Raw genomic sequence first — 26,868 nt, forward strand, 5'->3', positions numbered from 1 at the left:
CTCGGGCATTTTCGCCTTGCTTCATCGGCCTCGCCGACGCTTGGTTTGCGCAATTGAGTTAATAGTATGAAAGCACTGGCACGTTGGGCTATGACCGGACGCTGGCAGGCAGCGGTTGCTGCCGGTGGCTGTCTGGCTGTGCCACTGCTGTTCTGGATCGGAGCAGCCATTCTGGCGCTGGTTATCCTGCGTCAGGGTGTCCGTGAAGGGGGACAGGTGGTTTTATGGGCGGTTTTACCGGCCATCGCCTGGAGCGCCATTGGCGATCCGACCCCGTTACTCGTTGCCATTGGCACCAGCGCCATGGCCGCGTTGCTGCGCTACAGTATCCGCCTTGACTGGTCGATGCTGCTGGCCTGTGCTCTGGGCGTGCTGGTGTATCTGTTGTTGCCGCTGATGTTGTCTGAGGTTCTGCCTCAGGTTGTGGCCAGTAGTGAAACCGCCGTCAGTGAAGCACTGAAAGATCAGCCGGAATTACTGGCTCATCTGCAGCCACTGATTGCCCCGATGATCAGCGGAGTGCTTGCTGCTCTGCATGTGCTGGTATTTATTTTGTGTCTGTTACTGGGACGCTACTGGCAAAGCGAACTGTATAACCCCGGCGGCTTCGGCACCGAGTTTAAGCAGCTGCGTTTGCCTCTGGCCTTCAGCTTACCGGCGGTGCTGGTTTGTCTGACTGCCGGACAGTTGCAGCCTGAACTGGCAGGATTAACGCCCGTATTAACGGTACCGTTAATGATTGCTGGTCTGGCCTTGTTCCATGGTGTTGTGAAAATATCACAGGCCAGTCCGAACTGGATGTTGCTGGTATATCTGGCACTGATGTTGTTCGGGCCTTACATGTACACATTACTAATTTTCGTAGCGTTGCTGGATAGTTTACTGAACATCCGCGCGCGACTAAAAGACACGGCGGGTAATGCATAGCCGCCCTGTAATGAGGATTTTAAGATGCAAATTATTCTGTTAGAAAAAGTAGCAAACCTGGGTTCACTGGGTGAACAGGTTAACGTTAAGCCAGGTTATGCCCGTAACTTCCTGTTCCCACAGGGTAAAGCGGTTCCTGCGACCAAAGCCAACGTTGAGCATTTCGAAGCCCGTCGTGCTGATCTGGAAGCTCAGGCAGCTGCCAAACTGGCTGATGCACAGGCCCGTAAAGAAAAAATCGAAGAAATCGAACTGTCTGTTGCTGTTAAAGCTGGCGACGAAGGCAAACTGTTCGGTTCTCTGGGCAACCGCGACATCGCAGACCTGATCTCTCAGGCTGGCGTTGAAGTGAGCAAAGCTGAAGTTCGTCTGCCAAACGGTCCTATCCGTGCTGTTGGCGAATTCGACATCGCGATTCACCTGCACGCAGAAGTGAACGCAACTCTGAAACTGCACGTAGTAGCAGAATAATTCAGAGGCTTATGGCTGCCGCATCGGCGGATGCTGGCTGGCAGCGATGAGCAAGATAAGGCACTATTAGCGACCAGCTGATAGTGCCTTTTTTTATGTCCGCTCCATTGCCGGAAGGCGGGCCGCTATCACCTTTTATTGTCTGAACACCTCCGGGAACCGCCTGCATGAATGATGAGTATTCTGCGCAGCCATATGAGCAAAGGCAGGAAAGCAGCCAGCGCACGCCGCCGCACTCGGTAGAGGCGGAGCAATCGGTGCTTGGCTCGCTGATGCTTGATGAGCGCGCCTGGGAAACGGTTGCTGAAACCCTGCAGGACAGCGACTTTTACCGTCACGACCACCGCCTGATTTTCCGCGCGATCAAACATCTGGTTGATCAGGAGCAGCCGATCGACGTGGTGACGGTTGCCGAAGAGCTGGAAGAGCGTGGCAAGCTGGAGAGCGTCGGCGGCGCCGCCTATCTGAGCCGTCTGGTCGATATGACGCCATCGATCGACAACTGCTCAGCCTACGGTGAAATCGTGCGTGAACGCTCACAGCAGCGCCGCCTGATTGAAGCGGCCTCCGACATTATGGCCAAAGCTTATGAGCCTGAGGGGGAAACCTCGCTGACGCTGGTATCGGACGCGGAAAAAGCCATTGCCCAGATTGCCGAAGGCAGCCGCAAAGACGGCGGTCCGCAACTGGTAGCGCCGATTCTGAAAAATACCCTCGAACAGCTCGATCAGATGTTCAATCAGCCGGATGGCCTGACTGGTATTACCACCGGCTTTAATGAAATCGACAACCGCACTTCCGGCTGGCAGAAGGCCGACCTGGTGATTGTCGCGGCGCGTCCGTCGATGGGTAAAACCACGTATGCCATGAACCTGGTGGAAAATGCTTTATTGGCGACGAAGCGTCCATGCCTGGTGTTCAGTCTGGAGATGCCATCGGAATCCATTGTGATGCGTATGTTGTCGTCCATCGGCAAAATCGACCAGACCCGTATCCGTTCCGGTAAATTAATCGACGAAGACTGGCCGAAATTATCGGCGGCGGTGAATCTGTTAAAAGATCTGCCGCTGTATATCGACGATACCCCGGCGCTGACGCCACAGGAAATGCGTGCCCGTGCGCGTAAAGTCTACCGCGAAAACAACAACGATCTGGCCCTGATCATGGTCGACTACCTGCAGCTGATGCGGGTATCCGGGCCGTCAGAAGGCCGTACCCAGGAAATTTCGGAAATTTCGCGCACCCTGAAAGTCATCGCCAAAGAATTTAACTGCCCGATGATTGCCCTGTCGCAGCTTAACCGCTCGCTGGAACAGCGGCCGAATAAACGTCCGGTCAGTTCCGACCTGCGGGAATCCGGTGCGATCGAGCAGGACGCCGATATTATTCAGTTTATTTACCGTGACGAAGTGTATAACGAAGACACGCCGGACAAAGGTGTGGCCGAAATTATTACCGGTAAACACCGTAACGGTCCTATTGGTATCGACCGTCTGGCTTTTATCGGTAAATACACCCGCTTTGAGAATCTGGCCCGCCCTTATGATGGCGGCGATGATGAGTATTAATTAAAAACCCGCCACTACTATGGTGGCGGGTTTCATCTCCTGGATTTCAGTATGAAATTTACCCCCGAATTATCCTTCTCCGGTGGCCGTGTCCGGCCGCTGACCTACGATGATGTGGATGCATTATTCGAACTGTATCAGCACCCTGAATTACCGGGCCAGCGGGTACTGGACAATAAAGATAACCTGATCCGTATGGTCGACCTGAGCGTGCAGATGGCCGCCACCCAACGCGGCATGATGTGGGCTCTGGAAGTGGATGGTGCCATCACCGGCATGGTCAGTGCCTTTGACTGGCAGCCGTCATTGCTGCGCACCATGTTGCGCGTTGATGGTCTGCCACAATTAACGCTGGCGCAGCGCAGTTCCGCGTTAAAAGTGTGCATGGATTTTATGGCGGAAAAATATCACCTGCGTAATTTTGGTTATCAGTGGATTGAAGGCCAGAACGAAGAATTTAAAACCATGCTCACGGAGCTGGGCTTTAAACAAAGTGCGGTGATGCGTGATGCCTGGCGCAGCGGTGAAACATCCTTCGCTAATGTGGTGCAATTTAACATCGTACTGGATAAGAAAAAGCCGGTTGCCGGTCGCCTGGGTGAAGACAGTGATATTAATCCCGGCCAGAATCTGAATGGCGATAACAACAAAGACGGAGGTGCTGCATGAACTGGAATTTTTCCGCCGGTAATTTCAGCCTGCGCCTGCCGGTATCCGAGCAGGACGGTGATGCGCTGTTCGCCTTATTAAAAGAACAGAGCCGGGTTGACCATATTCCGCGTTCAGCTATGACGGTGGATGTTCAGGCGCTGGATGAGCTGCGCCGTATGGCAATGCGCTTTGAAACCCGCGAGGCCGCTTTCTGGCTGGTGGAAGGTCTGTACGATAAACAGCTGATTGCGCGTATCGGTATTCAGAAAATTAACTGGATGCTGAGCTGTGCCCAGTTGCAGTGGGAATTAAGTAATGCGGCCGACTTGCCGGTGCTGCAGGAAGTTATGCCACCACTGTTGAATTTCTGCTTTAGCGAACTCGGGTTGCACCGTATTGAAGTGCGTTTGCGTGCCGGTTCTGAGCCGCACGAAACGCTGCTGCAGCAACTGGGTTTTCACTATGAAGGTTGCCTGCCTGCTCAGATTGAATATAACGACACCAGTGTCGATATGGCGTTGTACTCCAGATTGTCTACGGACTGAGATTGGTTGAGTAAAAAAGGAGTTATTTTGCGATACATTGCATTTTTGTTGTTTCCTCTGATCGCCATAACCGCTGTTGCGGGTGAGTTGGACAATTTTGAAGCTTCAGCCAATAAGCCTCAAAAGAAAAAAGCATCAACTTTGCCGAAGGCACCTGACAGTACAGGTTCAGACGAATTGGATGCGGATATCAGGGCATCTGCTATTGAGCTGACGGCGAAAATTGTTGGTGGTGTGATACTTTTAGGCACTGCGGGCAGCTTGAATGCAGCGAATGAACGCTTGGGAAGCGACGATGTGATCGTAGAGCTTCCGTATGATTGGTCTCTGTCTGATATGGCAACTCCCTTTGTTCAGGTAGATCTTGCTCGTGGCTCGGGTGATCACATTGAATGGCGGGATAAAAGAATCGAGGCAGGATTCGGCCCTGTCAGTGCATTTCATCGCAAATCTGTTTATCAGGAACCGGACGCTGATGATGAAATGTACATCATAAACAACGGTTTTAATTATCGGCTTTTATTTGGTAAACGGGTTGAGGTTGATCTTGGCATTGGCAGATACCGTCTGACTGGGAATCAGCGTTACAGTAGTGAGTCTTTTCAGTTCGGATTAAATATTCAGATCACAGATAATGTGTGGCTGGATTATAACCGAACCTCGGTGAGTGGCAGGAACCTGAATCTGGCGGACAGTGAATATGCGGTGCTGTATGGCGTCAAACATATATTCCTGAGCCTTGCGTACCGAAGTCTGGACGCTCAGGATTCTTCTCTGGATGGCTTAGTCACAGGCATAACTCTGCTCTACTAGATAATCTCTTAAAACCTGGATTCAGCGCTGATAAATTGTTTGCCGATATGGTGCTCCAGTTTATCCAACGATAACTGAAAACTGTTCAAGTATTAGAGCATTAGGGCCTGAATGGCCCGTTGCCCGTCGTGTTCGGCGGGCTCCGACATCATGCTGAGTTCCTGCAGCAATACCTTCAGAGTTTTGTTCCAGTCGGCGATAAATTGATCGCTGGCTTTGCTATAACGCCTGATGTTGGTGTCAATCCAGAACAGCTCACCGTTATCATTCGTCATCATATTGCGGAAGGATAAATCCCGGTACACACAGCAGGCATCGCGCAGGCGCTGCAGATCGCGTATCAGCTGGGTCAGTATTCTTTGCCGGGCAGTCTGATTACAATGACGGAAATGATGTTTGACGATGTCCACCGCCGGATGTTTTTCCATCAGGTAATAACCAGTTACCCCCCACAGATGCCCCGGAATAAAAGCCATACCGTATTCCAGAATAGTGGGGACGCGCAGGCCAATATTCTGCAGAAAAATACAGCTTCTCAGTTCGGCGGAAATTTTACTGGCACCAAAAAAGATACGCAGATTGTCGTGCCAGGTGCGCTGCTTAATGTACTTAACGATGTAACCTTCAGGGGTTTCAATCACCCGGGATATTTCATCGTTTTTAATTTCATGAGCGCTTTCTTCCTGCCAGTGCGGCGCCTGTGGTTTTCTGTGGACAATAAAGCACTGGCGCTGCCGGTCTTTATTAATCGTCCTTACTTTAAGGCTGTGCTCAGGAAACTGATTCAGTACGGAGGTGAAAAAAGGCATAGGTTTCTTGCCAAAAAAATGGGCGTCTGTTGCGATTCTGCCTGACCAGCAGATATTGCAGTCTATACGGTATTTGTCCTGCACTCCCGGATAATATAGGCTAGTCTGCATTTGAGAATCAGTGTTTCATTCACTGAATTTATCCGGCGCAGAGTTTCTGCCGGAACCCGCCTGCCATTTGCCGACAAGGAGTCTGCGATGCTTAACGCCGTCATCGACCTTTCCCACCATAATCAGATCAGCAGTTTCCAGCAGATAAAAGACGCCGGTATTCTTGCGGTTATTCATAAGGCCACCCAGGGGCAGAGTTACACCGATCCGACGTTCAGCAGCCATCGTGATGCTGCACATGGCGTGGGGCTGAAATTCGGTGCGTATCATTTTGGTACCGGTGGTGATGCTGTAGCACAGGCCGAGCATTTTCTCAGCGTAGCCGGCAACGATGGCCTGCTGGTGCTCGATTTTGAAGATAATACTCAGGGTCAGAGCATGACGCTGGCAGAAGCGGAAGCCTTTGTCAGCCATATTTATTCAGTAACCGGACGCTATCCCGGATTGTATTCCGGTAATACGCTGCGTGAAGCTCTGGCCGCAGCTGGTATTACCCGCCCGGAGCAAACGGTGCTGTCAAATTGCTGGTTGTGGCTGGCGCGTTACGGTGCTGCACCGGTTGTACCGTCACCATGGTCGCAGTGGACCCTGTGGCAATACACCGATGGTAATGTCGGTGATGAGCCGCATACCGTCGATGGTGTCGGCCCCTGTGACCGTGAGCAGTTTAATGGTACTGCCGGGGAGCTGGCGACATTCTGGGCGGCGCAATGCGGTTGAGAGAAGGCCGCCGATAATACGGTTCTGAAGTGATGTAAGTCAGTGGATTGTACGGTGCTGCTGGTGAGGACGGTTGCTGACGGTATCGTTCGCTGGCAGTAATAAACGTTGCATCACATCACGGGTATCAAAGGCATACTTCTGCGCGGATGTTCCGTGGCTGCGGGTCAGGCTGCGGAAATTCATACTCTGCCAGCGCTGCGGGTCCAACAGTTGTCGGTAACGGGCAAGATTACTGTGCGTAATAATATCCATGTGCCGCAGAATATTTGCTTCCTGTGCATCCGGCCCTTTGCCATTGGCGTGGTCGTAAATTATGGCCAGTGCCAGCGCACCATCCATAAACTGTCCTCCGGCGGAGGCGAATAATGAACCATCGTCAATGGCGTTGAGGGCTTCTGCTGTCCAGTCGGTACCGACAATCAGAATGTCTTTACCCGCATGCCGTCCGAGCGCCTGAGCTTGTTGTATGACAGCCATGGCCATTACATCGCTGGCCGTCCAGATCAGACTGGCAGACGGATAACGTTGCAGCAACGCCCAGCTTTGTCGCTGAGCGGTGTTGGCTGACCAGTTAGCGTGTACCAATTGCATCAACAGCGTATTGTCCTGCTCATTGATTGCCTGCAGCAGCCCTTCATTGCGTAAGACAGTGGCTGATGTATCACGCATGCCGGAGATACCAATCAGCTCTAATTTGCCGCTGGCGCCCTGCAATGATAAATGCCTGCCTTCGGCGATCAGTTGTCGGCTTAATTCATAACTGGCCTGGCGGTCATCCGGCATGATGCGCGCAAGAAAATGCGGAAATTTATCCTGCGGTGTACCCGCGTCTTTCTGATCCTGTTGCGGAATATCGGTACTGATGAGCAGCGTATAAACGCCAGCTTTTTCTGCAGCCTGAAGAATCTGCCAGCCCTGAGAGAAAAAGTAATTACATATCAGATAATCAGGAGGATTTTCACGGTTAAGAATGTCGTAGGCTTGTTGCGTTGTGTGGAAGCGATTATCTGCGCCATACACAATTTCAAGATCAATCCCCAGATCTGCAGCTGCCGCCTGCATAAACTGTGTTTGCATATTCCAGAAGAGATTGGCCGGAGTGCTTGGATTCAGCATGGTAACGCGAATATTATCTGGCGTTGCCTGACTCCGATTAGCCAGCAGCAGAACAATCATGATTCCTGCCAACAGGACACTGCGTAAGGTTCCGGTGTGAGCGGTCATAACCCGAATAATCCATTATTACTGTTGCAACGGGGCAGTATAGCAGTGCTTATCGCGGTATTAATGTAACAGTGTGTTTAAGGCACCTCTGGATAATTCTTTGCCCGATATGGCTCCGGCCCCAATTCAGCAGATACTGATGTTGGGCCGGATAACCACGATATTGGCCGACGTTTCAGGGGCGGTTGTATTATTTAAACGCCCACTGCATTTTTAACCATAGTGTGCGTCCGGGTTCATTTACCCGGGTGGTGCTTTCGTAACCCGGAATAGCCGCACCGCTGCGGGAGATATGTTCGGCGTAGGTAACGTCAAACAGATTGTCGATACCGGCGGTCAGCAGCATATCGTCCAGCGGGCGATAACCGGCATTCAGCGAGAACACATTAAAGCCACCGCTTTTACCAATATCCTGACCAACAATATTACCGCTGCCTTCAGCAACGCGGTTCTGCTCTGCGACTAAGCGCCATAACGCACCGGCTGACCATAAACCGTTGCCGTAATTCAGACCGAAGCGGGCTTCGAGAGGAGGCATCTGGCCCAGTGCACGGTGGTCGCTGTCGTTTTCGCCATGCACCCAGGCGAGGGTGGCGGTGCTGTTCCAGCCGGGGGTAAATTCCCAGCGGCTGTCGGCTTCTGCACCGTAGCTGGTGGCGTCGATATTACGTGCATTACTGGCAAAGGCACTCACATCCGGCAGGGTTTCAATCAGGATGTAATCTTTGTGTTTGGTATAAAATGCCGATACCGATGCCTGCACATCCTTGCTGTTGTGCAGCGCGCCGATATCCAGCTGAGTGGTTTTTTCCGGATCAATATCAAAGGTTGATGCCATGCCTGTCATCATAGTGCTGGTGGCTGCCGGATTTTTACTGCGCTCCCAGTAATCGGCCGCGCGCTCGCTGTGACCCAGACCGGCGTATAAACGATTGGCGCTGTTCAGCTGGTGTTCGTAGCGGATAAAACCATTACGCAGCGTGTTGTTGTCTTCCATGCCGCTGGTGGTTTTATTGCTGCGTAAATCTTCGGCTTTATCTTTATTGATGCGTACACCGGCATGCACACTGTGGCCAGCGTTATAGCGATGATCCAGTTCGGCATAAATACCGTTGCTGGCGAAGCGCATATCATCCACACGGCTCAGGCTTTCGTAATCCGGTGTGCCACTCATGCTGCTGGCTTTACGCAGCGAGTGTTCATTGCGCTGGGTATCAACGCCGATTTCCAGTTCGGTCGTATTGCTTAATGCCAGCGTGCTGCTGAGACTGGCGCCTTTGGTTAAACGATCCGGGTTGGAAACCATTTTCATACCGCTGTTAGCGCGTAATGAATAATTATCCATCACGTGGTCAACGTAATTGCGGTAAATACGGGCTTTTACGTTATTAAACAGCGGCGAGATATTTTCCTGTTCGTAGCTCAGTCCCAGATTGGAACGATCGAATTCTGCGCCGTCCATACTGCGGTCGCCGTAGCGTGCTTCACCATCGCTTTTCGCGCCGCTCAGCTCGATGCGGGTATCGTTATCCGGCGTCCAGCCCAGTGCTGCGTTGGTACTCCAGCGGGTATAGGCCGAGTGTACTTCGTTGCCGTCACCGTCTTCATAGTTATTGGCGTCGGAGCGGGTACCGCTTAAATCGATATAGCCTTTCTGGCCACCGGCCAGCAAATGGGCAACCTGATCGTTACGGTCGGCGCTGCCTGCCAGCAGGCTGACTTCGCCCTGTACCGGCGTGGTGGAAAAATCCGGCGCAGCACGTTCAAACATCACCACACCGGCACTGTTGCCGGGGCCGTATTTAACCGTTTGCGGGCCTTTTAATACGGTCACTTCGTCATAGGCTTCGGGGAAAACATAAGCGGTGGGCGGGTCCATACGCATACCGCAGCCGCCGAGAATCATTTCACCATCCAGTAAAATTCCCAGACGTGATGCTGCCATGCCACGGAATACCGGATCACCGTCGGTACCGCCTTTGCGGATTACTGAAAAGCCAGGAATATTTTTTAATAAATCGGCACCATCATGGGCAGGAATGGGCTGGCGCGGCGCTTTCGGGTCGGTGGTAACTGTCAGTACATCGCTCATTGGCGGAGCGGTAACCACCATCGGCTCCAGTTGGGTTGCAGTATCAAAAGCAGTATCAGCTTCTGCCGCCAGGGCATTCTGCACGCTCAGGGAAGTAATCAGAAACGCTAATAACGATGGTCGGAAGGCCGGCATAAATACTCCGCAATAAAAAGATAAATACATCAATGGCGCGCAGGGTAACTGCTGGGGCGCCTGTGCGGGATGCGACAGGGTGTCGCAGGGCTGATATGCGTCAGTTATTGCCTGTCTGGCCGGCGTTAGCGAAAAGTCTCATGCCTGAGAATGGATTGCGGTGTTAGGGTAATTGTTCTGTCACAGTGGCAGCCCATAACAACAAAATCACCCGATCCGGAATGATATGAGGCCTTTTATGGCAGGACGATACGACTCTTCCGCAGAGCATCAGGCAACACCGGGCAACCCGCGTATGCTGCTGGCTGCGTTACTGCTGCTGGTGGGTGTGCCATTGCTGGTGTATCTGTTTCTGGCCCCCGCACAGAATGAACAGGCGGCGGATGTGGAAACCTACAGCACGGTGAGCGCCGAACAGCGTGTGCTGCGGCTGGATGACGGTTCAGAATTACGCCTGCAGGAAAACAGCAGCGTGGCGGTACGCTATACCGCAGAGCAGCGCCGCGTGCAGCTGTTGCGTGGTGAAGTGCTGTTTATTATTGCTCCGGACAATGCCCGGCCTTTCTGGGCGCAGGCCGGAACCCTGAGACTGCGCGCCGATGCCAGTGCTTTTGCACTGCAGATGGGCGAGGGGGTTGTGGCACTTGAGGTACTGGAAGGCAGTGTGCGTGCACAGTCTGGCGGTGGTGTGCAGACACTGAATGCCGGCGAGCGGGTAGAACTGGCACTCAGCCGCTGAATTATTTTCCGTTGTAATGTCCCCCTTTGACGCCTTGCGGCGTCTTCTTCCCTTTAATTAGTGTGAACAGGCCCTGGAGCAGCGCATGGCTGCTCAGCCGTTCCGGCATAATTCGGGGGTTTATTCATAATGTTGTCATCCGCCGCTGGCAGATTGCGCCCTTCTGTATGCGATATCGGGGGCTCCATGTCAGCAGGCAAGTCATATTCTGCCGGGGTTAAGTGTAATCAGCCTCAAGCTTATGCTCAGCAGCTGACCGGGCATCTGCCGAATATCCGCAACTATATTGCCAGCCGGGTGTACAACCATCAGGACGTGGACGACCTGCTGCACGACACTCTGGTGCGCGCATTAACGGCGGTGGCGAAAAAACCGGTGGATAACCTGCTGGCGTATAGCCTGACCGTGGCCCGCAGTGTGGTTTTTGATTACTGGAACCGTAACCGCCAGCAGCCATCCGGCAGTGACAGCGTACCGGAAATGGCATCCATCCCCTTGGACGACGTGCATATTCAGGCGCAGAAGCTGGAACAACTAGAAAAAATCCTGCAGCAGCTGCCGCCATTAAGACGGCAGGTTTTTATCATGCGCCGCTTACAGGGCAAATCGCGTGAAGCGATTGCGCAGGAATTAAATATGAACATCGAAGCCGTTAAAAAACACATCACCAGAGCCACGCTGAGCATTGCGGAAGCCATGGAAAAAAGTGGCTGTTAATCCGGCGCCGGCCGACCGCCGGAATTGAAAAGTTAGTGCGGAATACGCGGTATATGACCATACAAACAACAGACAATAACATCCGTGAACAGGCTGCAGACTGGTACGACCGGCTGCATGAGCTGAACGCGGCAGAACAGCAACAATATCAACGCTGGCTGATGCAAAGCCCGCAGCATGCGGCAGCCATGAGCTGGCTGCAGCAACAGCTGGGTGAACACGACGAGGCGTTATTAATCGCGCTGGAACGTGTGGCCACAGCAAACCACAAAGCTCCGTCAGTTGCGGTGGCAGAGGGCGAGGAGGTTTTGCCAGCCAGGGGAACAAAACTGCTGCAAACACTGTGGCAAAAGCTGCGGCCTGTATCCGGCCCGCGCTGGTGGCCGGCACCGGCGGCACTGGCCATGATGCTGGCACTGGTGCTGGCTTATCCGCTGCTAATGCAGCCGTCTGTACCGGCTGTTCAGCCGCTCAGTTTTAATACCGCCGTGGGTGAGCAGCGCCGTGAGCGTCTGGCGGATGGTTCAGAAATACACCTGAATGCCGGTTCTGCGGTATCGGTGGTGCTGGAGGAAAAACAGCGGCTGGTCAGCTTGACTCAGGGCGAAGCCTATTTTTCGGTCGCAGCCGATAAGCAGCGACCGTTTTATGTTGATACCGGCAAGGTGCAGATCCGGGTTGTCGGTACCGCATTTAATGTGGATAACACCGCCGGAGCGGTCAGTGTTGTGGTTGAGCATGGCGAAGTAAGGGTAACGCTCGCCGGGCAGGAATGGACGCTGCATGCCGGTGACGGTGTGCGTATCAGTGCCGACCGTGGCGAACGTTTCCAGCGTGCCGTGGTATCTGACTGGCGTCAGGACTGGCGCCGTGCAGAGGCGGAACCGCTGGCCGATGTGGTCGCGCATTTACAGCGCTATTCGGCACGGCCCATCCGTTTGCAGGGCATTGAGCAGACGTTGCCGTTTTCCGGCCGTTATAACCAGAGCGATGTGGAAGGAACCCTCAGCCTGATTGCCAGTTTGTTTGATCTGTCACTGCAGGTCAGTGACGATCTGATACTGCTGTCGGGCAATGATCCGGAAACGCGCTGAAGAGCAACGGAACATGCGCAGCTGGCGCAGATTATGGCCGCAGCTGGGGCTCGGCCTGCTGCTGACCGGCAGCGCTTATACACAGGCCGCCAACCGCTGCTTCTATGATGGCGTCAGCCAGACAACCCTCAGTCATATTATTCAGCAAGTGTCTGACCGTTATCAGCTGGCGGTGCTGACCAATTATCCGCAGCCGGATACAACCTGGCTGGCACAGCCACTGGGTGATTGTTCGCTGAGCGAATTTCTTAACTATGCCACCGCCAACAGTGGCTGGCATTACCGCCAGACCGCTGCCGGAGTGGTGCTGGTTTTTCAGCCGCAGAATGCAACAGAAACGGCAGCCAACAACATCGCCGAAGAAGTCATCGTTACCGCAGCGCCTTTTATCCGCGATGCGTCGCTGGCCAGCCGTTATAACAGCAATACCCTCAGCACCCGCGCGACGTTATCCCGCGGTCAGCTAGCCGGAAATAATGATCTGACCTCGTCCGTTGCGGCAACCAGCGCCGTGGCTTTCAGTCAGGAAGCCGGTATGGACCGTAATCTCAGTATCCGCGGTCTGGGGGCTGATTTTACCCGGGTATTGGTGAACGGTATGCCGATGCTGGCTACCGGTACCAGCATCGATGCGCGGGGCTCGGTGAATAATTCGCGCAGTTTTGATTTTGATATGTTGCCGCCGGGGCTTTTTACTCAGGTCGAGCTGGATAAATCTGCGGCGGCGCGAACGGAAGAAGGTGCCATTGCCGGTTCGGTTGATTTACGCACGCCGCTGCCGCTGGCGGATAACAACGCCGGCCAGCAATGGTTCGCGCTGCAGAATGAACAGAACCTCAGCCATGATGGTAAGGGGTTTGCCTTATCGGGTGGATTACAGGGGGCCCGCGATAACGGCACGGCAGGAACCATCGGCTGGTTATTGGGGCTGAGTTACCGTACCCGGGCAACTCAGGAGCGGGGATTTTCCACCGTACGCTGGCAAACCGCTGATTGGGGAGAGCAGCCGGCATTAAGTGTTGAACAGCAGACGCAGCTGGAAAATGGCGCAGTCTTTTATCCGCGCCATAACCGTTACGATATTCTCGATCGTGAACAAATTTCCTACGGCTTAAACAGCGCACTGCAATGGCACAACACCGGCTGGGGCGACTTTGACCTGACGGCCTTTATGGCCCGCAGTCAGCAAACCATGCACGAATACCATATCAGTTCGGCCGGACTGAAAACCCAGGACCTGAGTCATATCAGGGTTAACGATTTTGCAACCCGTCATGCCGGTATGGTGTACGGTAATTTTTCCGGCGTTGATATCCGTAGCGAACATAATTACGAAACCGACGAAACCCGCCTCGGCCAATTAAAATTTGACTGGTATTTACCGTTATCAGAACGCGTACGTCTGCATTCGGCACTGGGTTACCAGCGCTCGGTTTTCGACAGTCCGGACCACGATAAAGTGACGCTGATGTCGTACGCTCAGGACTTCAGTTTTGATCTGCGCCAGAACGATCGCTTTGCGCTCAATCATTACGGCTTTGATATTACCAATCCGCAGGAATGGCAGCTGTACCAGATTAATCTGCGTGAAGATCAGGTAACGAATCAGTATCGCGTTGCTTCCTTTGAGCTCGACATTAAGCACAATGATAATTTCAGACACTTTGCCGGGACGCAGTTGCAGGGCTTTTTAAATGACCGCGCCGAGGGCGAATATAATAACAGTGATATTAATGGCCCGGTCGGTGAATTTTACCAGCGTACCCCCGGTGATTTTTCCGCTGGTCCCGGGCCATCAGGGTTGCCGCATCACTGGATTGTTGGCAGCCACGCGGTTATTGACGCCCTTGGGACAAACACCGCACTGGTGCATGATCCTTTACAGCAGCGGCGGTTAAACGAATATACCTGGTCGTCCTGGTGGCAGACCTCTTACGAATTCTGGCAATGGCCGTGGCCACTGCGTGGCGATCTGGGCCTGCGTTATTCGGCTACCCGTCAACTTGTGCGCGGGCGCTGGTCGATAGACAGCGACAGCAGCGCCGTTAATAACAGCTCAGATTACGCTGACTGGTTACCGGCGTTTCATCTGGTTATGCAGGCGCGCGATGATTTATTGCTGCGTATCGGTTATCGCCGTGATCTGGCGCGACCATCGATAGAAGACCTGACGTCACCCTTATTATTACGCAGCAGTGCCCGGCTGGTGGAAGGTGGTAATACCCAACTGCAACCGTCGCGCGCGCACTCGTTTGATGTCTCTGCGGAATGGTACGGTGATGAGCAGCAGTTTTTTTCCGCCGGATTATTTTATAAACGCATCGACAGCCTGGTCGTCGCGCAGGTTGAAGAACTGACGCTGGAGCAGTTGCCATATTACAACCCGCAATGGGATCAGCTGGCACTGAGCGACGGTTTATATACTTACCGGCGGCCGGTGAACGGGCCGGGAACCGATATCAGTGGTCTTGAACTGAACCTGCAACTGCCATTTTATTTTTTGCCCGCTGCGCTGCAGAATTTTGGTGTGCGGGTTGGCTATGCACTGAATCGAGGGCTGGTCCGTTATCCGCTGGATGACGGCGTTACCACCTTGCCAGCACCAGGGTTATCACGCCATGTTGTGAACAGCGAATTATGGTTCCGCAACCAGAGTGTCAGCGCTGGCCTGACATTAAAGGCGCGTTCGCAATATCTGACGCGGGTGCCGGGTGCGAATAATAATGACCGCGAAGGTGTGAATGCGTCATTAATTACCGGTGCTTATCTGCGCTGGAATGCCAGCCCGGAACTGACATTTTCTCTGGATGCCCGCAATCTCGGCAACGAACCCTTTGACCTTTTCGTTGATAAAACCAACCGGGTTTACAGTTATTCCACCACAGGTACAGAAATACTGGCCGGTATCAGTCTGAATTTTTCTGATCACTGAATATTAACCACCCCTAAATAATTCCGGCCTGTGGATATCCTGTCAGGGCCTGTTAACACTAATTAAACAGGCCTGTTATCGGCTAAAAATTTCTCAAACAAGGCGCTGAGAGTGTGGCCTAACGGGTTAAGCGAACGAACAGCAACGCAGGATGAGGGATTTTTAGCCATAACCCTTCGGGCTGAGGCCAGTTTTCCCCATGAGCATCGTCGTTCGTCATTCATTTAGCCCGCTAATATCACTCCTCTCTCCTTGTCCTGAGAAAAACTGGATCTCAGCAGGCCGGATTCACTTAGTGTTAACAGGCCCTGAAAAATTTCACAGAATTGTAATGTCCCCTTGTGCTGCTTAAGCCGGTCTTCACTGGTGTCTCTCTCAACATAGATCGCATGTTTGGCATGCGGTTTATGTCTTTTTAAATCTGACAAATTTTAAATCCGACAACCAAGTGAACGTTATGAATACTGAAAAAAACCTGAATAAACGCAACGGTCTGTATCTGGCCATGGTCGCGGCCGCTACGCTGATGCTGAGCGCCTGTGGCGACGATAATAACGATGACAACAGCACGGCAGACATCAGTAAACCGGTAATGCCTGCAGGCCTGGGTTTTGAGCAATATGTAGCAGCCCCTGATGCTGCCTATCCTTTGCCGGTGATTTTATACGGTAAAAATAATGGTCACAGTACGCTGAAATACAGCATTCATGACAACCCCTATCCACATGCCCTGAAAGGTATTAACAGCATCTGGAAAGGCACCAGTGACGCTTACCAGAGTGCCGCCAGCGGCAGCGGTCCGGACAGTTATGAAGCCAATCCGATTAAAAATGCAGCGGTCTGGGCGGCCAATATTGCCTACGTTGAAAAAGTTACGGCTGAGCGTTCTGACGAAGCAGCAATTCGCGCTTATCTCGATGACCGCCGCGGTAAAAGCTATTCCGTTGTTGATGGTTTTGGCCCGCTGACCGAAGACTATGTGGCGAACAGCGGCACCTATTACGATATTACCGAACCGACCGTGGCGCAGGTGCTGGAAGACAGCCATTACCTCGGCGACAGTGATGATAGCTGGACCTTTACCGGTGATGAAAACAGCGCGTTCGGCGCAGCCGTACGTTTCACCAATAATGTGCGTTACAACATGGCTGCAACATCAACCAGTGGTTCCAAATATATTTTCTCGACCCCGCGCCCGTGGCGTATGACCAGCACCGGTGCGGTGGAATATCTCGGCAATGATCTGCGTACCTGTATCAACAGCAGTGGTGCACCGGCAGACATTAATTTCGATATTTATAACAGCGATGTCAGTGTGATTCCGGGGCTGGTATGTGCCCGCCGTAAGAGTAACAGCGGTGATGAACAGAGCCTGCGCAAAGACGGTGGTTATCCGAGTGGTCACACCAATGCCGGTGTGGTGTCGTCATTGTCGCTGGCGTATGCCTTCCCGGTACGTTTTGCCGAGCATGTTGTGCGCGGTTCAGAGCTGGGTGAAAACCGTATTGTTGCTGGTATGCACTCGCCTGTGGATGTGATTGGTGGCCGCATTATGGCGTTGATGAGTGCGGCCGATGCGCTGAACACCACAGCAGGTTATGAGTCCGGCCAGGCCGCTTACAACCAGTTGCATGCTTTCTACGAAACCAAAGCCGCAGAAGCGGGTATGAATCTGTACGACTATGCCCACCGCACTCTGGCAGAAGGTGAAACCGGCAGCGTTATCGAGGCCGACGGCGTTACCGTTAATGCCGATGTGTTTAACAATAATGACTACGATGACCACGCCGCGATCAAGGCGTTATACCGCTTCCGTATGACCTACGGTCTGCCACAGGACAGCAGCAAAGCCGGCCAGCCTGCGGTCGTGCCTGAAGGTGCGGAAGCCCTGCTGAAAACCCGCCAGCCTTATCTGTCCGATGCCCAGCGCCGGGCGGTGTTGTTTACCACCGAAGTCGATTCCGGCTATCCGATTCTGGATGACTCCAACGGCTGGGGACGCATTAATCTGGTCGATGCGGCTGACGGTTACGGCGCTTTCCTGGGTGATGTGAGCGTGACTATGGAAGCCAGTGATGGCGGTTTCTCTGCCCGTGACTGGTGGCGCAACGACATCAGCGGCGCCGGCAAGCTGAGCAAAGCCGGCAGTGGTCACCTGACGCTGACCGGTAACAACAGCTACAGCGGTGGCACCGTGATTAACGGCGGTACGCTGGAAGCAGCGTCTGCTTCGGCCTTCGGTCAGGGCGATCTGTTTGTGAACTCCGGTACGGCACTGGTTGATGCCCGTGGTGCATTGCAGCTGGGCGGCAATATCACCCTGAATGGCGCTGCAGTACTGAAGCTGGCCATGGATGCAGACAGCACTCAGGTTGCCACTGCTGAAACCCTGTTTATTGATGGTGCCATGCTGACTCTCGATTTTGCCGGCCTGACGCCGCAAAGCGGGGCTGCTTATACCTTGCTGCAGGCAGGTAAGGTTGCCGGTGAGTTCAGCCATGTGGATGCCGGTGATTACGGGGTAACGCTGGAATACACCGGCACCAGTGTCATCGCCCGTCTGAACTGATCGTTCACGGTGGCGGAAAACGAGTGGTTTTCCGCCATCTGGTCATGATGGGCCGCTGTTGGCATCTGGCGTGTTACGCAGCGGCCCGTGTTGTCCTGCCGCGGATGAGTTCTGATGTGGTACAAAAGTACCGCAATCTGATTGCGATGGGCCAAATAATAATCATAAATACGAAGGTAACACTTATGAACAGATCCATGCTGACCGCCGGCATGATGCTGGCCGCACTCAGTGCCGCGCCTGCTCAGGTATCGGCCTCACAGGAAGGCAGCTTCAGTACTCTCACCTACAACGTCGCCGGTTTACTGGAATTGTTTTCCAGTGCGGTATCGCCGCGCCAGAGTGCCACGGAAGAGATCAGCTGTTATATCAACGAATTTGATGTGGTGAACGTGCAGGAAGATTTTAACTATCACGCCGCACTCTATGACACCTGCAACACCCATCCATACCGCTCCGCCACCACCGGCGGCATGGGCATTGGCAGTGGCCTGAATACCCTCAGCCGCTTTCCGTACAGCGACTGGGAGCGGGTCCGCTGGAAAGACTGTAATGGCGTTGATTGTTTAACCCCCAAGGGCTTCACCCTGGCGCGCACCCGTCTGGCAGAAGGTGTGTATGTGGATATCTATAACCTGCATACCCAGGCTCAGGTGGGCGATGCCGATCTGGCTGCCCGTCGTGGCAATATCCGCCAGTTAATCAGCTATATCGATGCTAATTCTGCCGGTAATGCGGTGATCGTGATGGGCGATACCAACACCCGTTATACCCGCAGTGGCGATAATATCTGGGAACTGCTGAACCGTGGTTTCAGCGATGCCTGGCTCAAACTGTCGCGTAACGGCGACGTGCCGGTAAGCGGCGCTGATGCCCTGACCTGTGATCCGCAGACCTCGGCCCCGGATTGCGAAATTGTCGATAAAGTGCTGTTCCGCGATAACGGTTTTGTCGGGCTGGATGCGGTCTATCACCTGCTGCGTCAGGACGACAACACCAGCGATGGGCTGCGTTTATCTGACCACCCACCGCTGCAGACTGACTTTGTATATTCCACCCCGGCCGACCGCCAGCTGAGCGATCCTTTTGGTGGCCCGCACGGTACGCATTTTAACGATGTGGCGGTATTACCGCAGAATCCGGCTGTAAGCGGCGTTAATATCCGCGCCGGTTCCCGCGTTGACCGTATCGACCTGACCCTGAGCAACGGCTTCGTGCTATCGCACGGCGGTAATGGCGGTACGGATCATGTGCTGAACCTCAACAGTGGCGAATACCTGACGTCACTGCAGCTGTGCAGCGGCCAGAAAGACGGCAGAACCCGTATCTTCTACAGCCGCTTTACCACCAGTCAGAACCGCAGCGTAGCGGCGGGCTCAACCACCGGCAGCTGTCAGACCTTTAATGCTCCGGCTGGCTGGCAGATTGTTGGCCTGCATGGCCGCGCTGGTGAAGAGCTGGATAAAGCCGGTGTGGTTTACGCACCGTTCCAGGCGGGCAATATTCCGCCAGCGGTGGACTACGTGCAGTTTATTAATAATGCCTCCGGCCTGTGTCTGGATATCAGCAATGCCAACATGAGCAACGGCACCAACGTAGGCCAGTGGACCTGCAATAACGGCAACTGGCAGAAATGGCATTACGACGCCAGCAGCGGATTAATCCGCAGCCAGCAGGACAACCGCTTTTGTCTGGATAATGGCGGCAATTTTGCCAACGGCGCCAACCTGATGATCTGGCAGTGCAATGGCAATGCTAATCAGCGCTTCAGCCTGAATGCCGATGGCTCAGTAGCTATGCGTACATTACCGGAACAGGTGGTGGATGGTTACGGCAGCAATGCCGGAGATAACGCCGGAACCTGGTATAACTGGGGTGGGAATAACCAGCGCTGGACGCTGGTGCCTTAACGGTAAGGCTTTTGAAGTGTAATCAGCGCTTCATCATGATTTAAATAAAAAAATCCCGGAGTATTCCGGGATTTTTTTAACTTAACTGCTTCTTCAGTTCCTGCAACCGCTGTTGCTGCTCTTTACGCGGCAGCGGTGTCTCGCTGTGTTCGGGCAGCGCTTTGGCTACTTCCATCTCGATACTTTCGCCATTCTGCAGGCGCTTCAGCAATATTTCATAATTGCGTTTAAATACCGGGAAGGTTTTTTCTTCAATATTATTGGCCAGAAAAAACCAGTCGCTGGCACGGCCGGCGTAATACACCGCCGGATGGCTCCAGTTAAATTCTTTTTTCGGTGATGGCGCGCGGCAGGCTTCCATAAAAGCGGCGTGGGCCGAGGGTAAACCCAGGCTGTCGGCCACGTCGCAACGGGCCAGTACTTCGTGCACACTGGGCAGAAAACTGCTTTCTTTTACCGCTCTTTCAGCGGCCCGCATCATCACGTCACCACTGTATTCACCCAGCAGCCGCGCCCATAACCGCTTTGCCATAATCATGGTGTCGAGGTCGGGAAAGGCCTTTAAAAACTGGTTGTGATAATTAAAGCGGAACAGCTCAAAAATCTGGTTAATGGCTTCTTTCTGCTCAATGCTCGGCTCGTGCGCCAGGGTTTCACCAGCTGGTGTCTTTGAGTCGCTGGACGCTTGCTTCAGCTGTTGCGTAACCCGGTTGAGCAGTTGTGTGCTGGCCGGTGTGCGTGCCATAGGATTCTCCTGACGAAGTCTGGGCTAAACGCTTGCCCCATTGCTGTTTAACGTATTGCAGAAAACGGCTGTTCCAGCTGTTATGTACCTGATTGGAGTCGCGCCAGTAAAGCACAAATTCCGGTACCAGACCCTGAGCAAACTGACGGTCGATATGACCCATGGCGAGAATGTCGTAGCAGTCTTCCGCCGGCTGCCAGTTATCGGGAATGCGGGTCGGCAGAGAGGAATGCTCCACCGAGGCACTGTAGCGCGCCCATTGCTGGCGCACCTGCTGAATAAACTTGCTGTTCCAGGTTTTAAACGCGTCGCCACGTTCGGCCCAGTAGAGTACAAACTCGGCCACGGCATCGGTAATAAACTGCGGGTCGATACCGGCACGCTGCAGAATCTGGCAGGCATCCTGGCTCGGCTGCCAGTCGAGGCTGATAGGGGCAGCTTCATCCTGTGCCGGCTTAAAGGCACTGCGTTCCTGTATGCTCACGCCCGCCGCGGTGCCCTGAAAACCACGCTCAAGGGTGCGTTGTTGCTTCTGTGCATCGTTCTGAGTGAATACCCACTGACTCTTCACATGGCGGAAAAAGCGGGTGTTCCAGTCATTGCGGTTCGCGCCCTGTTCCTGTCCCTGCAGAATAAAGGTATCCAGCTGGGCCCAGGCAAAGCTGCGCGGAATGCCGTGTTGTTCGAGGCGGGCGAGGGTGTCTTCCTGTGGCTGCCAGCGCGATTCCAGCGGCTGCTTAAAGTGGCCTGGCTGTGTAGGGGCAATGGTCTGTTGTGGCTGTGCTTCGCTGCCGGGTTGCGCACGCCCCTGTGGTTGCGCGGCACTGAAGGCGTAAATAAGACCTTCGGCATCGGGAAACATCGGCCCCTGCAGGCTGAGCAGGCCTTTATCGAGCAGGCTGCGCAGCACCCGGCGGATGCTGACGTCATCCCAGAACGGCAGCTGGTTGCGCAGTGCCTGATTATGCAGCCGCGCCCATTGCTGCCCCTGGATGCTGGCGGCATCGTTAAGCACGGTCAGCAGCACAGCTTCTTCCAGGCCAATGGTCGCCGCCAGCGTTGCCGAGAGGGCAATGGTTTTGTCGGTAAACAGCGGGTGACTGGGCATGGTGATTTCCGTAGCGGGTTTGCAGCCAGAGGCAGCGGGTGTTTTTGCTGGACAGGCCTGACATAATGGCCGCCCGGCAGATTCTGCCGGCATTGTACTCCGGCGGCCCTGCACTAAATACCCGGCATTCCGTATCAGCAACGATTCCCGCCTGTAGCGGTTACGGCGTTATTGATACCGGCATCACTGGTTGTGGCAGGGCCAAAGCGCTATTGTACCTATTTTCGAGGTTGTTCCCACGTCCATGACACGTCCAACGCGCGCATTAATCAACTGGTCTCACTTCCGCCACAATTACCAACTGGCCAAATCCGGCGTCAGCGGTAAGGCCTATGCGGTGATCAAAGCCAATGGCTACGGCCACGGGCTGGTCAACTGCGCCCGCGCCCTGAGCAGCGCCGACGGCTTTGCCGTGGCCTGTGTTGACGAGGCTCTGGCCCTGCGCGAAGCCGGTATCCGCCGTCCGCTGGTGGTGCTGCAGGGCGCTTACGACGCGCATGAATGGGCACTGGCCGCCGAACATAAAATTCAGCTGGTGGTGCATCACCGCAAACAGCTGCAGGACCGGGCCAGCGCCACGCTGAGCCAGCCGGTGGGGGTGTGGCTGAAGATCAACAGCGGCATGAACCGTTTAGGGTTCCGCGTCAGCGAAGCCGACGACATCCTCGCCCTGATCGGCGCCGATGAACAACTGGAACTGCGCTATGTGATTTCGCACTTCTCCAGTGCCGATGAATGGCAGTCTCCGGTACTTGCCGCACAGCTTGATACCCTCTACAGCCGCGACTGGCCGGTGCCGCTGAGCATCAGCAACAGTGCCGGCCTGCTGACCGAAAAACGCATCAATGATGACCTGGTCGCCGAAGGTTTAAGCCGCCCGGGCATCATGCTCTATGGCAGCTCGCCGCTGAATTATAAAAGCGCTGCCGAGCTGGGCCTGAAAGCGGTAATGAGCCTCGAATCACAACTGATCAGCACCCACGACGTACCCGCCGGTGAAACCGTAGGCTACGGCGGTGACTGGACGGCTGAACGCGATACCCGCGTCGGTGTTGTCGCTATTGGTTATGGGGACGGATATCCGCGCCATGCGCCGGCCGGCACGCCGGTGCTGGTGGACGGTGTTGAATGCCCGCTGATTGGCCGGGTGTCGATGGATATGATCACCGTCGATCTTACCGACCATCCGCACGCGCAGATCGGTTCGCCGGTTGAACTCTGGGGCGAGCATCTCAGCGTCGACCGTATCGCAGAACTGTGCGGCACCATCAGTTACGAGTTGTTCTGCCAGCTGACGCCGCGGGTAAAACGCGTGGCGCGCGAACTGCCGAGTGATGGCGCAACAGTACTTAATCCCTGATTTGCCAAACGTAAATATGAGAGCGTAAATGGACTTCCGCACACTGCGTACTTACCTGCTGAGCAAGCCCGAAGCACTGGAGGATTTTCCCTTCGGCCCGGATGCTTATGTTTATAAAGTACAGGACAAAATGTTTGCCCTGCTGTACGAAAAAGACGGCAAAGCGCGGATTAACCTGAAGTGTGATCCGCAGCAGGCGGTGGAATTGCGCGATGTGTTCAGCGCCGTTATTCCCGGCTACCACATGAATAAAACCCACTGGAATACCGTGCTGCTGGACGGCGATGTGCCCGACGGTGAGCTGGAACGTATGGTCGATCATTCTTACCGGCTGATTTTTCAGAAATTAACCAGAGCGCAGAAGCGCTATCTGACTACCCGTTACAGCGACGCCGAGTTGTGTGGGGGAGACGTATAATAAATGCAGGACACCAGGGCTTTTCAGCCTTTGGTGTCCGCAAAAGGGAAAATTCAATTAGACTAAGTCGGCTGAAAAACTAATACAGAACGATAAATATAACCATCGTCATCTGAGCCGAGCGCCATTTTATGCTTGCCCTGCAGATGATCAAGAGTGTTGGTCACAGTAGTATTGTTATCGAGCTCTATACTTCGGCTATGGTGCCTGTGCTCTCCTTCTTCGCTTTTGACCCAGTCTGATAAATCACTCTGGCTGATACCAGAAGAAACTCCCAGAGAGTTTTTGCCACTGAATGGAATATCCCACATTGCTCCAACCGGGGCCGTCAGTTCATTATCCGTACCGGCTTCGCACAGGCGAAATGACAACCCCCATTTACAGCCATGTGTTTCTGAGTCGCTATAAACATTGAATTGGCCCATTGATGCTGTATTTACAGGAGCAATAAATCTTGAGGGCGAGGTTGCACTCATGGCGGGCAGGCACTGTGCGGGCGTATCTCCTGTCGTATCGGTTACCGGTTGCATAGTAATCATGGCGTCATGCTTCAGTGATGCATCTCCCCACTTTAAATCGTAGGGAGTAAAATTATAAATGATCAGCTGATGGTAAGAAGAATGGACGATCAGAATGATTCCAACCTGAATTGCTATCAGGCCAACAAAGCCAATCATTGCCAGGCCACCGGTTTCCAGGCTTAGTGATGCATCAATTGCGGACTCCTCCAGAATCAGTTCAGTAACATCCGCAGCTTCTGCTGCGGCATCGGCTGCCGCAGCTACCGCAGTCTCATCCATACCTTCTTCAACCGTCGTTGTCAGAGCTTTACGGATTCCGGTATATAAACGTTGCGCCAGTGGTTTTAAAAAGGCGCTGTATCCGACTTTTCCCAATATCGACATTGGTACTGAGCCAAGCAACATCACCGGCAGGGTTACGCTCCAGCCAGTGACATTATTAAAAGCGATGGTATGTTCGATTGAGCCGATAATATTGTAGGTCTGACCATTATGCAGATACTGGTCTGGTACGCTCTGGCCACTGATGGCTTCCTCATTCAACGTTGTATACGACTGGATTGAAATGTGGATATCATCGACAGTTGATTCGAAAAAATAGTCGCCATTATCATTTTGATTCGGAATATGAGCGGGCATAGCAGCGACAAGTTGCTGAATGCCACTGTAATTCAGTACCCAGTCATGTACTTCATCGCCGCCATCCAGACAGTTCATGACGGCGTCATAACCCGATGTGGGTTGTCCCGGTGCCGCGGCTGTCATTGGCATGCCCATGGCGGCAATAGGAACGCAAAATGGTAGGTTTGTGCTCATAATTACTATCCTCTTGAATACGGATTTTCAGTGAAAAATGAATCATGAAAATAAACTTCTGATAATCATGAAAGAAAAGAACCGGGCCTTATTGAGATTGGAAGCACTGTGACCAGAATATGGTTTCGCCACAGTGCTTTATCAATTCCTGATATTGTTAGCTGAAAATGTTTGGGGTTTTCAGCTAACAATATAAGAGTCTGATTAAGTAATATCGGAAATGATTACGACACTCTGGTAATAATAAGCCAGTTGGCCACTGCTCTCCGGGTGGGTGCCGCTGAGATAATCGATACTGACTGTTATTTGTAACCCCAGTTCAGCAAGCTGTGCCGTTAAACTGGTTACCTGTTGATGATTGCGCTCATTCCAGTAATCGTTGGAGCTTATTGGATTTTCGGACATAGTACAGGCAATATCATTATCACCAGCCCAGGGGATATTAATCGCCATTGCTCCATAACCATCAGGCGTTACTCCATCGTAATCGCTCGCCGTGGTAGCGGATCGGTTCAGTTTGTAAAACTTAAGTCCAAATGATTCACCGACACCGTCCATTGCACCACTGGAGGCGAATGAAAAAACACCATAGCCGTAACCATCCTTGCCCTGAATCCAGGGCTCTGGAGAGCGGTTCCTGACTCCCGGAATTAATTGCTCATAATCTTTATCGTTATTGTTAATGATTGGTGCCTGAGTCATTATTCCACTATTAACAATAAATGGCGTGTCCCAGATCATGTCGTAATGATTGGACAGGTTATAGAGCTGAATATTGTTGTAAGAGTAATGTTCAATCGCCTGCACTATGATAGGTACTGCAGCCAGTGCCAGAACTATACCAAAGCATGCCGCTCCCGCTGTAGTAATGGCAATTTCAGCACCTTCTTCTGCTACAGTTTCTGCAGTGCCTTCTTCTACACCCTGTTCGATTAATGTTGAAGTTGAGTCATAGTTAACAGCGCTTCCAACATTTCCCCAACATTGCTTCTGACCTTCCCACCAGGCCTTTAAACAAGGTTTTATGAATTCGGAAAAAGACGTTTTGACAAAAGGTATTGAGGAAAGAGTAGACAACGTTCCAAGAGCTGCCGGCGCTACCCATAATGGCGTTTGGTGATATGAGAATGTTGACTCGACCGAGCCAAATGTACAGTAAGTCGTACCATTAACATTTATCAGATTGGTACATTCGCAGGTATCATCGGAGCAATCCAGTTCCAGACCACGCATGCGGCGATAATCGTTCTTTGTTGGCAGCAGCTCTGCAATTCGCCATTTCTTGTAGTAGTTTGGATAGTCCTTTATGTGTAAATCCTGGTCAGCTGGGATTGTGAGAGAAGAGCTTCCGGACATTTGCTCCCAGATTTCTCTCATCACCTTACCATACACAACCAGATCAATTGTATTGTCGCCAGAGCCAGCCATTGCATAAGTAACTGGCATAATATCTACCCAATCTCCGTCTTTATAGAAACCGATGGTTGAGTTAAAAATAGAGATGGATCCGCTACCTACTTCCTGCAGAAATTCTGTATATGAAATCTGTTGGTTAAGAAAGCTGGCGGTTGATTCACCGCCTTTTCCGGCGCCGGCTATTGCACTGAAGTTACTGTCAGTTCCTGGAGTAAACATCTGAGTTTGAACCAGAGAAACATTGATATTTGAGTTAGACATAACATCCTCCATTAATTGCCAAAAAGATATGGATAACCAGACTTCCTGTCAGGGGCTGTTAACACTGATTAAACAGGCCCCGGCTTTGTACAACTAAGGGGAAGCGGTCAGTTCCAGTCCAACACAGAAATCCCCCTGCTTGTGAATAAGCAGGGGGATTATCATTAAAAAGTCTGGTTTTTTTTCGACCGGC

The 26,868-nt window shown here is 53.0% G+C and carries 22 protein-coding genes; 15 read left to right on the forward strand and 7 right to left on the reverse strand.

What is annotated here, in order from left to right; genetic code table 11:
• Positions 1-66: 66 nt before the first annotated feature.
• From LGT44_RS15015 to LGT44_RS15040, 6 genes are all read left to right on the forward strand, one after another.
• Complete coding sequence (locus LGT44_RS15015; RefSeq protein ID WP_145470900.1) at positions 67-927, forward strand: hypothetical protein; 861 nt, start codon at positions 67-69, stop codon at positions 925-927.
• A gap of 24 nt (positions 928-951) precedes the next feature.
• Entirely contained in the window at positions 952-1,398 is a 447-nt protein-coding gene (gene rplI / locus LGT44_RS15020) for a 50S ribosomal protein L9 (RefSeq protein WP_145470901.1), read from the forward strand.
• A gap of 167 nt (positions 1,399-1,565) precedes the next feature.
• On the forward strand, positions 1,566-2,966 hold the full coding sequence (gene dnaB, locus LGT44_RS15025; RefSeq protein WP_225692454.1) for a replicative DNA helicase: 1,401 nt from the start codon (positions 1,566-1,568) through the stop codon (positions 2,964-2,966).
• Positions 2,967-3,017: 51 nt separating this feature from the next.
• On the forward strand, positions 3,018-3,635 hold the full coding sequence (locus LGT44_RS15030) for a GNAT family N-acetyltransferase (protein WP_230331159.1): 618 nt from the start codon (positions 3,018-3,020) through the stop codon (positions 3,633-3,635).
• Positions 3,632-4,162: a GNAT family N-acetyltransferase gene (locus LGT44_RS15035; RefSeq protein ID WP_230331158.1), complete on the forward strand. Its 531-nt coding sequence runs from the start codon at positions 3,632-3,634 to the stop codon at positions 4,160-4,162. Before LGT44_RS15030 ends, LGT44_RS15035 begins: the two co-directional genes overlap by 4 nt.
• A 27-nt stretch (positions 4,163-4,189) precedes the next feature.
• Positions 4,190-4,975, forward strand: a complete 786-nt coding sequence (locus LGT44_RS15040) for a hypothetical protein (protein ID WP_230331157.1) — start codon at positions 4,190-4,192, stop codon at positions 4,973-4,975.
• Positions 4,976-5,067: 92 nt separating this feature from the next.
• Here the strand turns inward: LGT44_RS15040 and LGT44_RS15045 are convergent, their stop codons facing one another.
• A complete protein-coding gene (locus LGT44_RS15045; RefSeq protein ID WP_230331156.1) occupies positions 5,068-5,784 on the reverse strand; it encodes a hypothetical protein in 717 nt (238 codons plus the stop codon).
• Positions 5,785-5,982: 198 nt separating this feature from the next.
• Between LGT44_RS15045 and LGT44_RS15050 the strand changes: the two genes are divergently transcribed.
• A complete protein-coding gene (locus tag LGT44_RS15050) occupies positions 5,983-6,615 on the forward strand; it encodes a glycoside hydrolase family 25 protein (protein WP_145470910.1) in 633 nt (210 codons plus the stop codon).
• 39 nt (positions 6,616-6,654) lie between these two features.
• Here the strand turns inward: LGT44_RS15050 and LGT44_RS15055 are convergent, their stop codons facing one another.
• Positions 6,655-7,842 (reverse strand): ABC transporter substrate-binding protein, encoded by a 1,188-nt coding sequence (locus tag LGT44_RS15055; protein WP_230331155.1) that lies wholly within the window; start codon positions 7,840-7,842, stop codon positions 6,655-6,657.
• A 190-nt stretch (positions 7,843-8,032) separates the two neighbouring features.
• Positions 8,033-10,069, reverse strand: coding sequence for a TonB-dependent copper receptor (locus LGT44_RS15060; protein ID WP_230331154.1), 2,037 nt, complete (start codon positions 10,067-10,069; stop codon positions 8,033-8,035).
• A 238-nt stretch (positions 10,070-10,307) separates the two neighbouring features.
• Between LGT44_RS15060 and LGT44_RS15065 the strand changes: the two genes are divergently transcribed.
• From LGT44_RS15065 to LGT44_RS15095, 6 genes are all read left to right on the forward strand, one after another.
• A complete protein-coding gene (locus tag LGT44_RS15065; RefSeq protein ID WP_230331153.1) occupies positions 10,308-10,808 on the forward strand; it encodes a FecR family protein in 501 nt (166 codons plus the stop codon).
• Between the two features lie 186 nt (positions 10,809-10,994).
• Entirely contained in the window at positions 10,995-11,525 is a 531-nt protein-coding gene (locus LGT44_RS15070) for an RNA polymerase sigma factor (RefSeq protein WP_186436034.1), read from the forward strand.
• A 53-nt stretch (positions 11,526-11,578) separates the two neighbouring features.
• Positions 11,579-12,619 (forward strand): FecR family protein, encoded by a 1,041-nt coding sequence (locus LGT44_RS15075; protein ID WP_230331152.1) that lies wholly within the window; start codon positions 11,579-11,581, stop codon positions 12,617-12,619.
• 13 nt (positions 12,620-12,632) lie between these two features.
• Positions 12,633-15,551 (forward strand): TonB-dependent receptor, encoded by a 2,919-nt coding sequence (locus LGT44_RS15080; protein WP_230331151.1) that lies wholly within the window; start codon positions 12,633-12,635, stop codon positions 15,549-15,551.
• A 457-nt stretch (positions 15,552-16,008) separates the two neighbouring features.
• Positions 16,009-18,120 (forward strand): autotransporter-associated beta strand repeat-containing protein, encoded by a 2,112-nt coding sequence (locus LGT44_RS20195; protein ID WP_328296355.1) that lies wholly within the window; start codon positions 16,009-16,011, stop codon positions 18,118-18,120.
• 185 nt (positions 18,121-18,305) lie between these two features.
• Positions 18,306-20,030, forward strand: a complete 1,725-nt coding sequence (locus LGT44_RS15095) for a jacalin-like lectin (RefSeq protein ID WP_230331325.1) — start codon at positions 18,306-18,308, stop codon at positions 20,028-20,030.
• Positions 20,031-20,106: 76 nt separating this feature from the next.
• Here the strand turns inward: LGT44_RS15095 and LGT44_RS15100 are convergent, their stop codons facing one another.
• Both LGT44_RS15100 and LGT44_RS15105 read right to left on the reverse strand, forming a co-directional pair.
• Positions 20,107-20,775 carry a replication protein P gene (locus LGT44_RS15100; protein WP_230331326.1) on the reverse strand — a complete coding sequence of 223 codons (669 nt, stop codon included), beginning with the start codon at positions 20,773-20,775 and terminating at the stop codon, positions 20,107-20,109.
• Positions 20,684-21,883: a DnaT-like ssDNA-binding domain-containing protein gene (locus tag LGT44_RS15105; protein WP_230331327.1), complete on the reverse strand. Its 1,200-nt coding sequence runs from the start codon at positions 21,881-21,883 to the stop codon at positions 20,684-20,686. The genes LGT44_RS15100 and LGT44_RS15105 overlap by 92 nt, the downstream gene beginning before the upstream one ends.
• 244 nt (positions 21,884-22,127) lie before the next feature.
• Between LGT44_RS15105 and alr the strand changes: the two genes are divergently transcribed.
• Together alr and LGT44_RS15115 are read left to right on the forward strand one after the other, a co-directional pair.
• Positions 22,128-23,243, forward strand: coding sequence for an alanine racemase (gene alr, locus LGT44_RS15110; RefSeq protein WP_230331328.1), 1,116 nt, complete (start codon positions 22,128-22,130; stop codon positions 23,241-23,243).
• 28 nt (positions 23,244-23,271) lie between these two features.
• Positions 23,272-23,661 carry an MmcQ/YjbR family DNA-binding protein gene (locus tag LGT44_RS15115; RefSeq protein ID WP_230331329.1) on the forward strand — a complete coding sequence of 130 codons (390 nt, stop codon included), beginning with the start codon at positions 23,272-23,274 and terminating at the stop codon, positions 23,659-23,661.
• A 62-nt stretch (positions 23,662-23,723) separates the two neighbouring features.
• On the opposite strand, the gene LGT44_RS15120 is transcribed toward LGT44_RS15115, so the two are convergent.
• Together LGT44_RS15120 and LGT44_RS15125 are read right to left on the reverse strand one after the other, a co-directional pair.
• Positions 23,724-24,998, reverse strand: a complete 1,275-nt coding sequence (locus LGT44_RS15120) for a hypothetical protein (protein WP_230331330.1) — start codon at positions 24,996-24,998, stop codon at positions 23,724-23,726.
• A gap of 204 nt (positions 24,999-25,202) precedes the next feature.
• The gene (locus LGT44_RS15125; protein WP_230331331.1) at positions 25,203-26,675 is read right to left on the reverse strand and encodes a hypothetical protein; all 1,473 of its coding nucleotides are present in this window, start codon (positions 26,673-26,675) and stop codon (positions 25,203-25,205) included.
• Positions 26,676-26,868: the final 193 nt, after the last annotated feature.

It is taken from the genome of Thalassolituus alkanivorans (assembly GCF_020447205.1).
Lineage (GTDB): Bacteria > Pseudomonadota > Gammaproteobacteria > Pseudomonadales > Oceanobacteraceae > Venatoribacter > Venatoribacter alkanivorans.

Excerpts from the sequence above, each read along its gene's own strand:
- LGT44_RS15015 (WP_145470900.1), top strand. The coding sequence starts at position 67 with ATGAAAGCACTGGCACGTTGGGCTATGACCGGACGCTGGCAGGCAGCG.
- rplI (WP_145470901.1), top strand. The coding sequence starts at position 952 with ATGCAAATTATTCTGTTAGAAAAAGTAGCAAACCTGGGTTCACTGGGT.
- dnaB (WP_225692454.1), top strand. The coding sequence starts at position 1,566 with ATGAATGATGAGTATTCTGCGCAGCCATATGAGCAAAGGCAGGAAAGC.
- LGT44_RS15030 (WP_230331159.1), top strand. The coding sequence starts at position 3,018 with ATGAAATTTACCCCCGAATTATCCTTCTCCGGTGGCCGTGTCCGGCCG.
- LGT44_RS15035 (WP_230331158.1), top strand. The coding sequence starts at position 3,632 with ATGAACTGGAATTTTTCCGCCGGTAATTTCAGCCTGCGCCTGCCGGTA.
- LGT44_RS15045 (WP_230331156.1), bottom strand. The coding sequence starts at position 5,784 with ATGCCTTTTTTCACCTCCGTACTGAATCAGTTTCCTGAGCACAGCCTT.
- LGT44_RS15050 (WP_145470910.1), top strand. The coding sequence starts at position 5,983 with ATGCTTAACGCCGTCATCGACCTTTCCCACCATAATCAGATCAGCAGT.
- LGT44_RS15055 (WP_230331155.1), bottom strand. The coding sequence starts at position 7,842 with ATGACCGCTCACACCGGAACCTTACGCAGTGTCCTGTTGGCAGGAATC.
- LGT44_RS15060 (WP_230331154.1), bottom strand. The coding sequence starts at position 10,069 with ATGCCGGCCTTCCGACCATCGTTATTAGCGTTTCTGATTACTTCCCTG.
- LGT44_RS15065 (WP_230331153.1), top strand. The coding sequence starts at position 10,308 with ATGGCAGGACGATACGACTCTTCCGCAGAGCATCAGGCAACACCGGGC.
- LGT44_RS15070 (WP_186436034.1), top strand. The coding sequence starts at position 10,995 with ATGTCAGCAGGCAAGTCATATTCTGCCGGGGTTAAGTGTAATCAGCCT.
- LGT44_RS15075 (WP_230331152.1), top strand. The coding sequence starts at position 11,579 with ATGACCATACAAACAACAGACAATAACATCCGTGAACAGGCTGCAGAC.
- LGT44_RS15080 (WP_230331151.1), top strand. The coding sequence starts at position 12,633 with ATGCGCAGCTGGCGCAGATTATGGCCGCAGCTGGGGCTCGGCCTGCTG.
- LGT44_RS20195 (WP_328296355.1), top strand. The coding sequence starts at position 16,009 with ATGAATACTGAAAAAAACCTGAATAAACGCAACGGTCTGTATCTGGCC.
- LGT44_RS15095 (WP_230331325.1), top strand. The coding sequence starts at position 18,306 with ATGAACAGATCCATGCTGACCGCCGGCATGATGCTGGCCGCACTCAGT.
- LGT44_RS15100 (WP_230331326.1), bottom strand. The coding sequence starts at position 20,775 with ATGGCACGCACACCGGCCAGCACACAACTGCTCAACCGGGTTACGCAA.
- LGT44_RS15105 (WP_230331327.1), bottom strand. The coding sequence starts at position 21,883 with ATGCCCAGTCACCCGCTGTTTACCGACAAAACCATTGCCCTCTCGGCA.
- alr (WP_230331328.1), top strand. The coding sequence starts at position 22,128 with ATGACACGTCCAACGCGCGCATTAATCAACTGGTCTCACTTCCGCCAC.
- LGT44_RS15115 (WP_230331329.1), top strand. The coding sequence starts at position 23,272 with ATGGACTTCCGCACACTGCGTACTTACCTGCTGAGCAAGCCCGAAGCA.
- LGT44_RS15120 (WP_230331330.1), bottom strand. The coding sequence starts at position 24,998 with ATGAGCACAAACCTACCATTTTGCGTTCCTATTGCCGCCATGGGCATG.
- LGT44_RS15125 (WP_230331331.1), bottom strand. The coding sequence starts at position 26,675 with ATGTCTAACTCAAATATCAATGTTTCTCTGGTTCAAACTCAGATGTTT.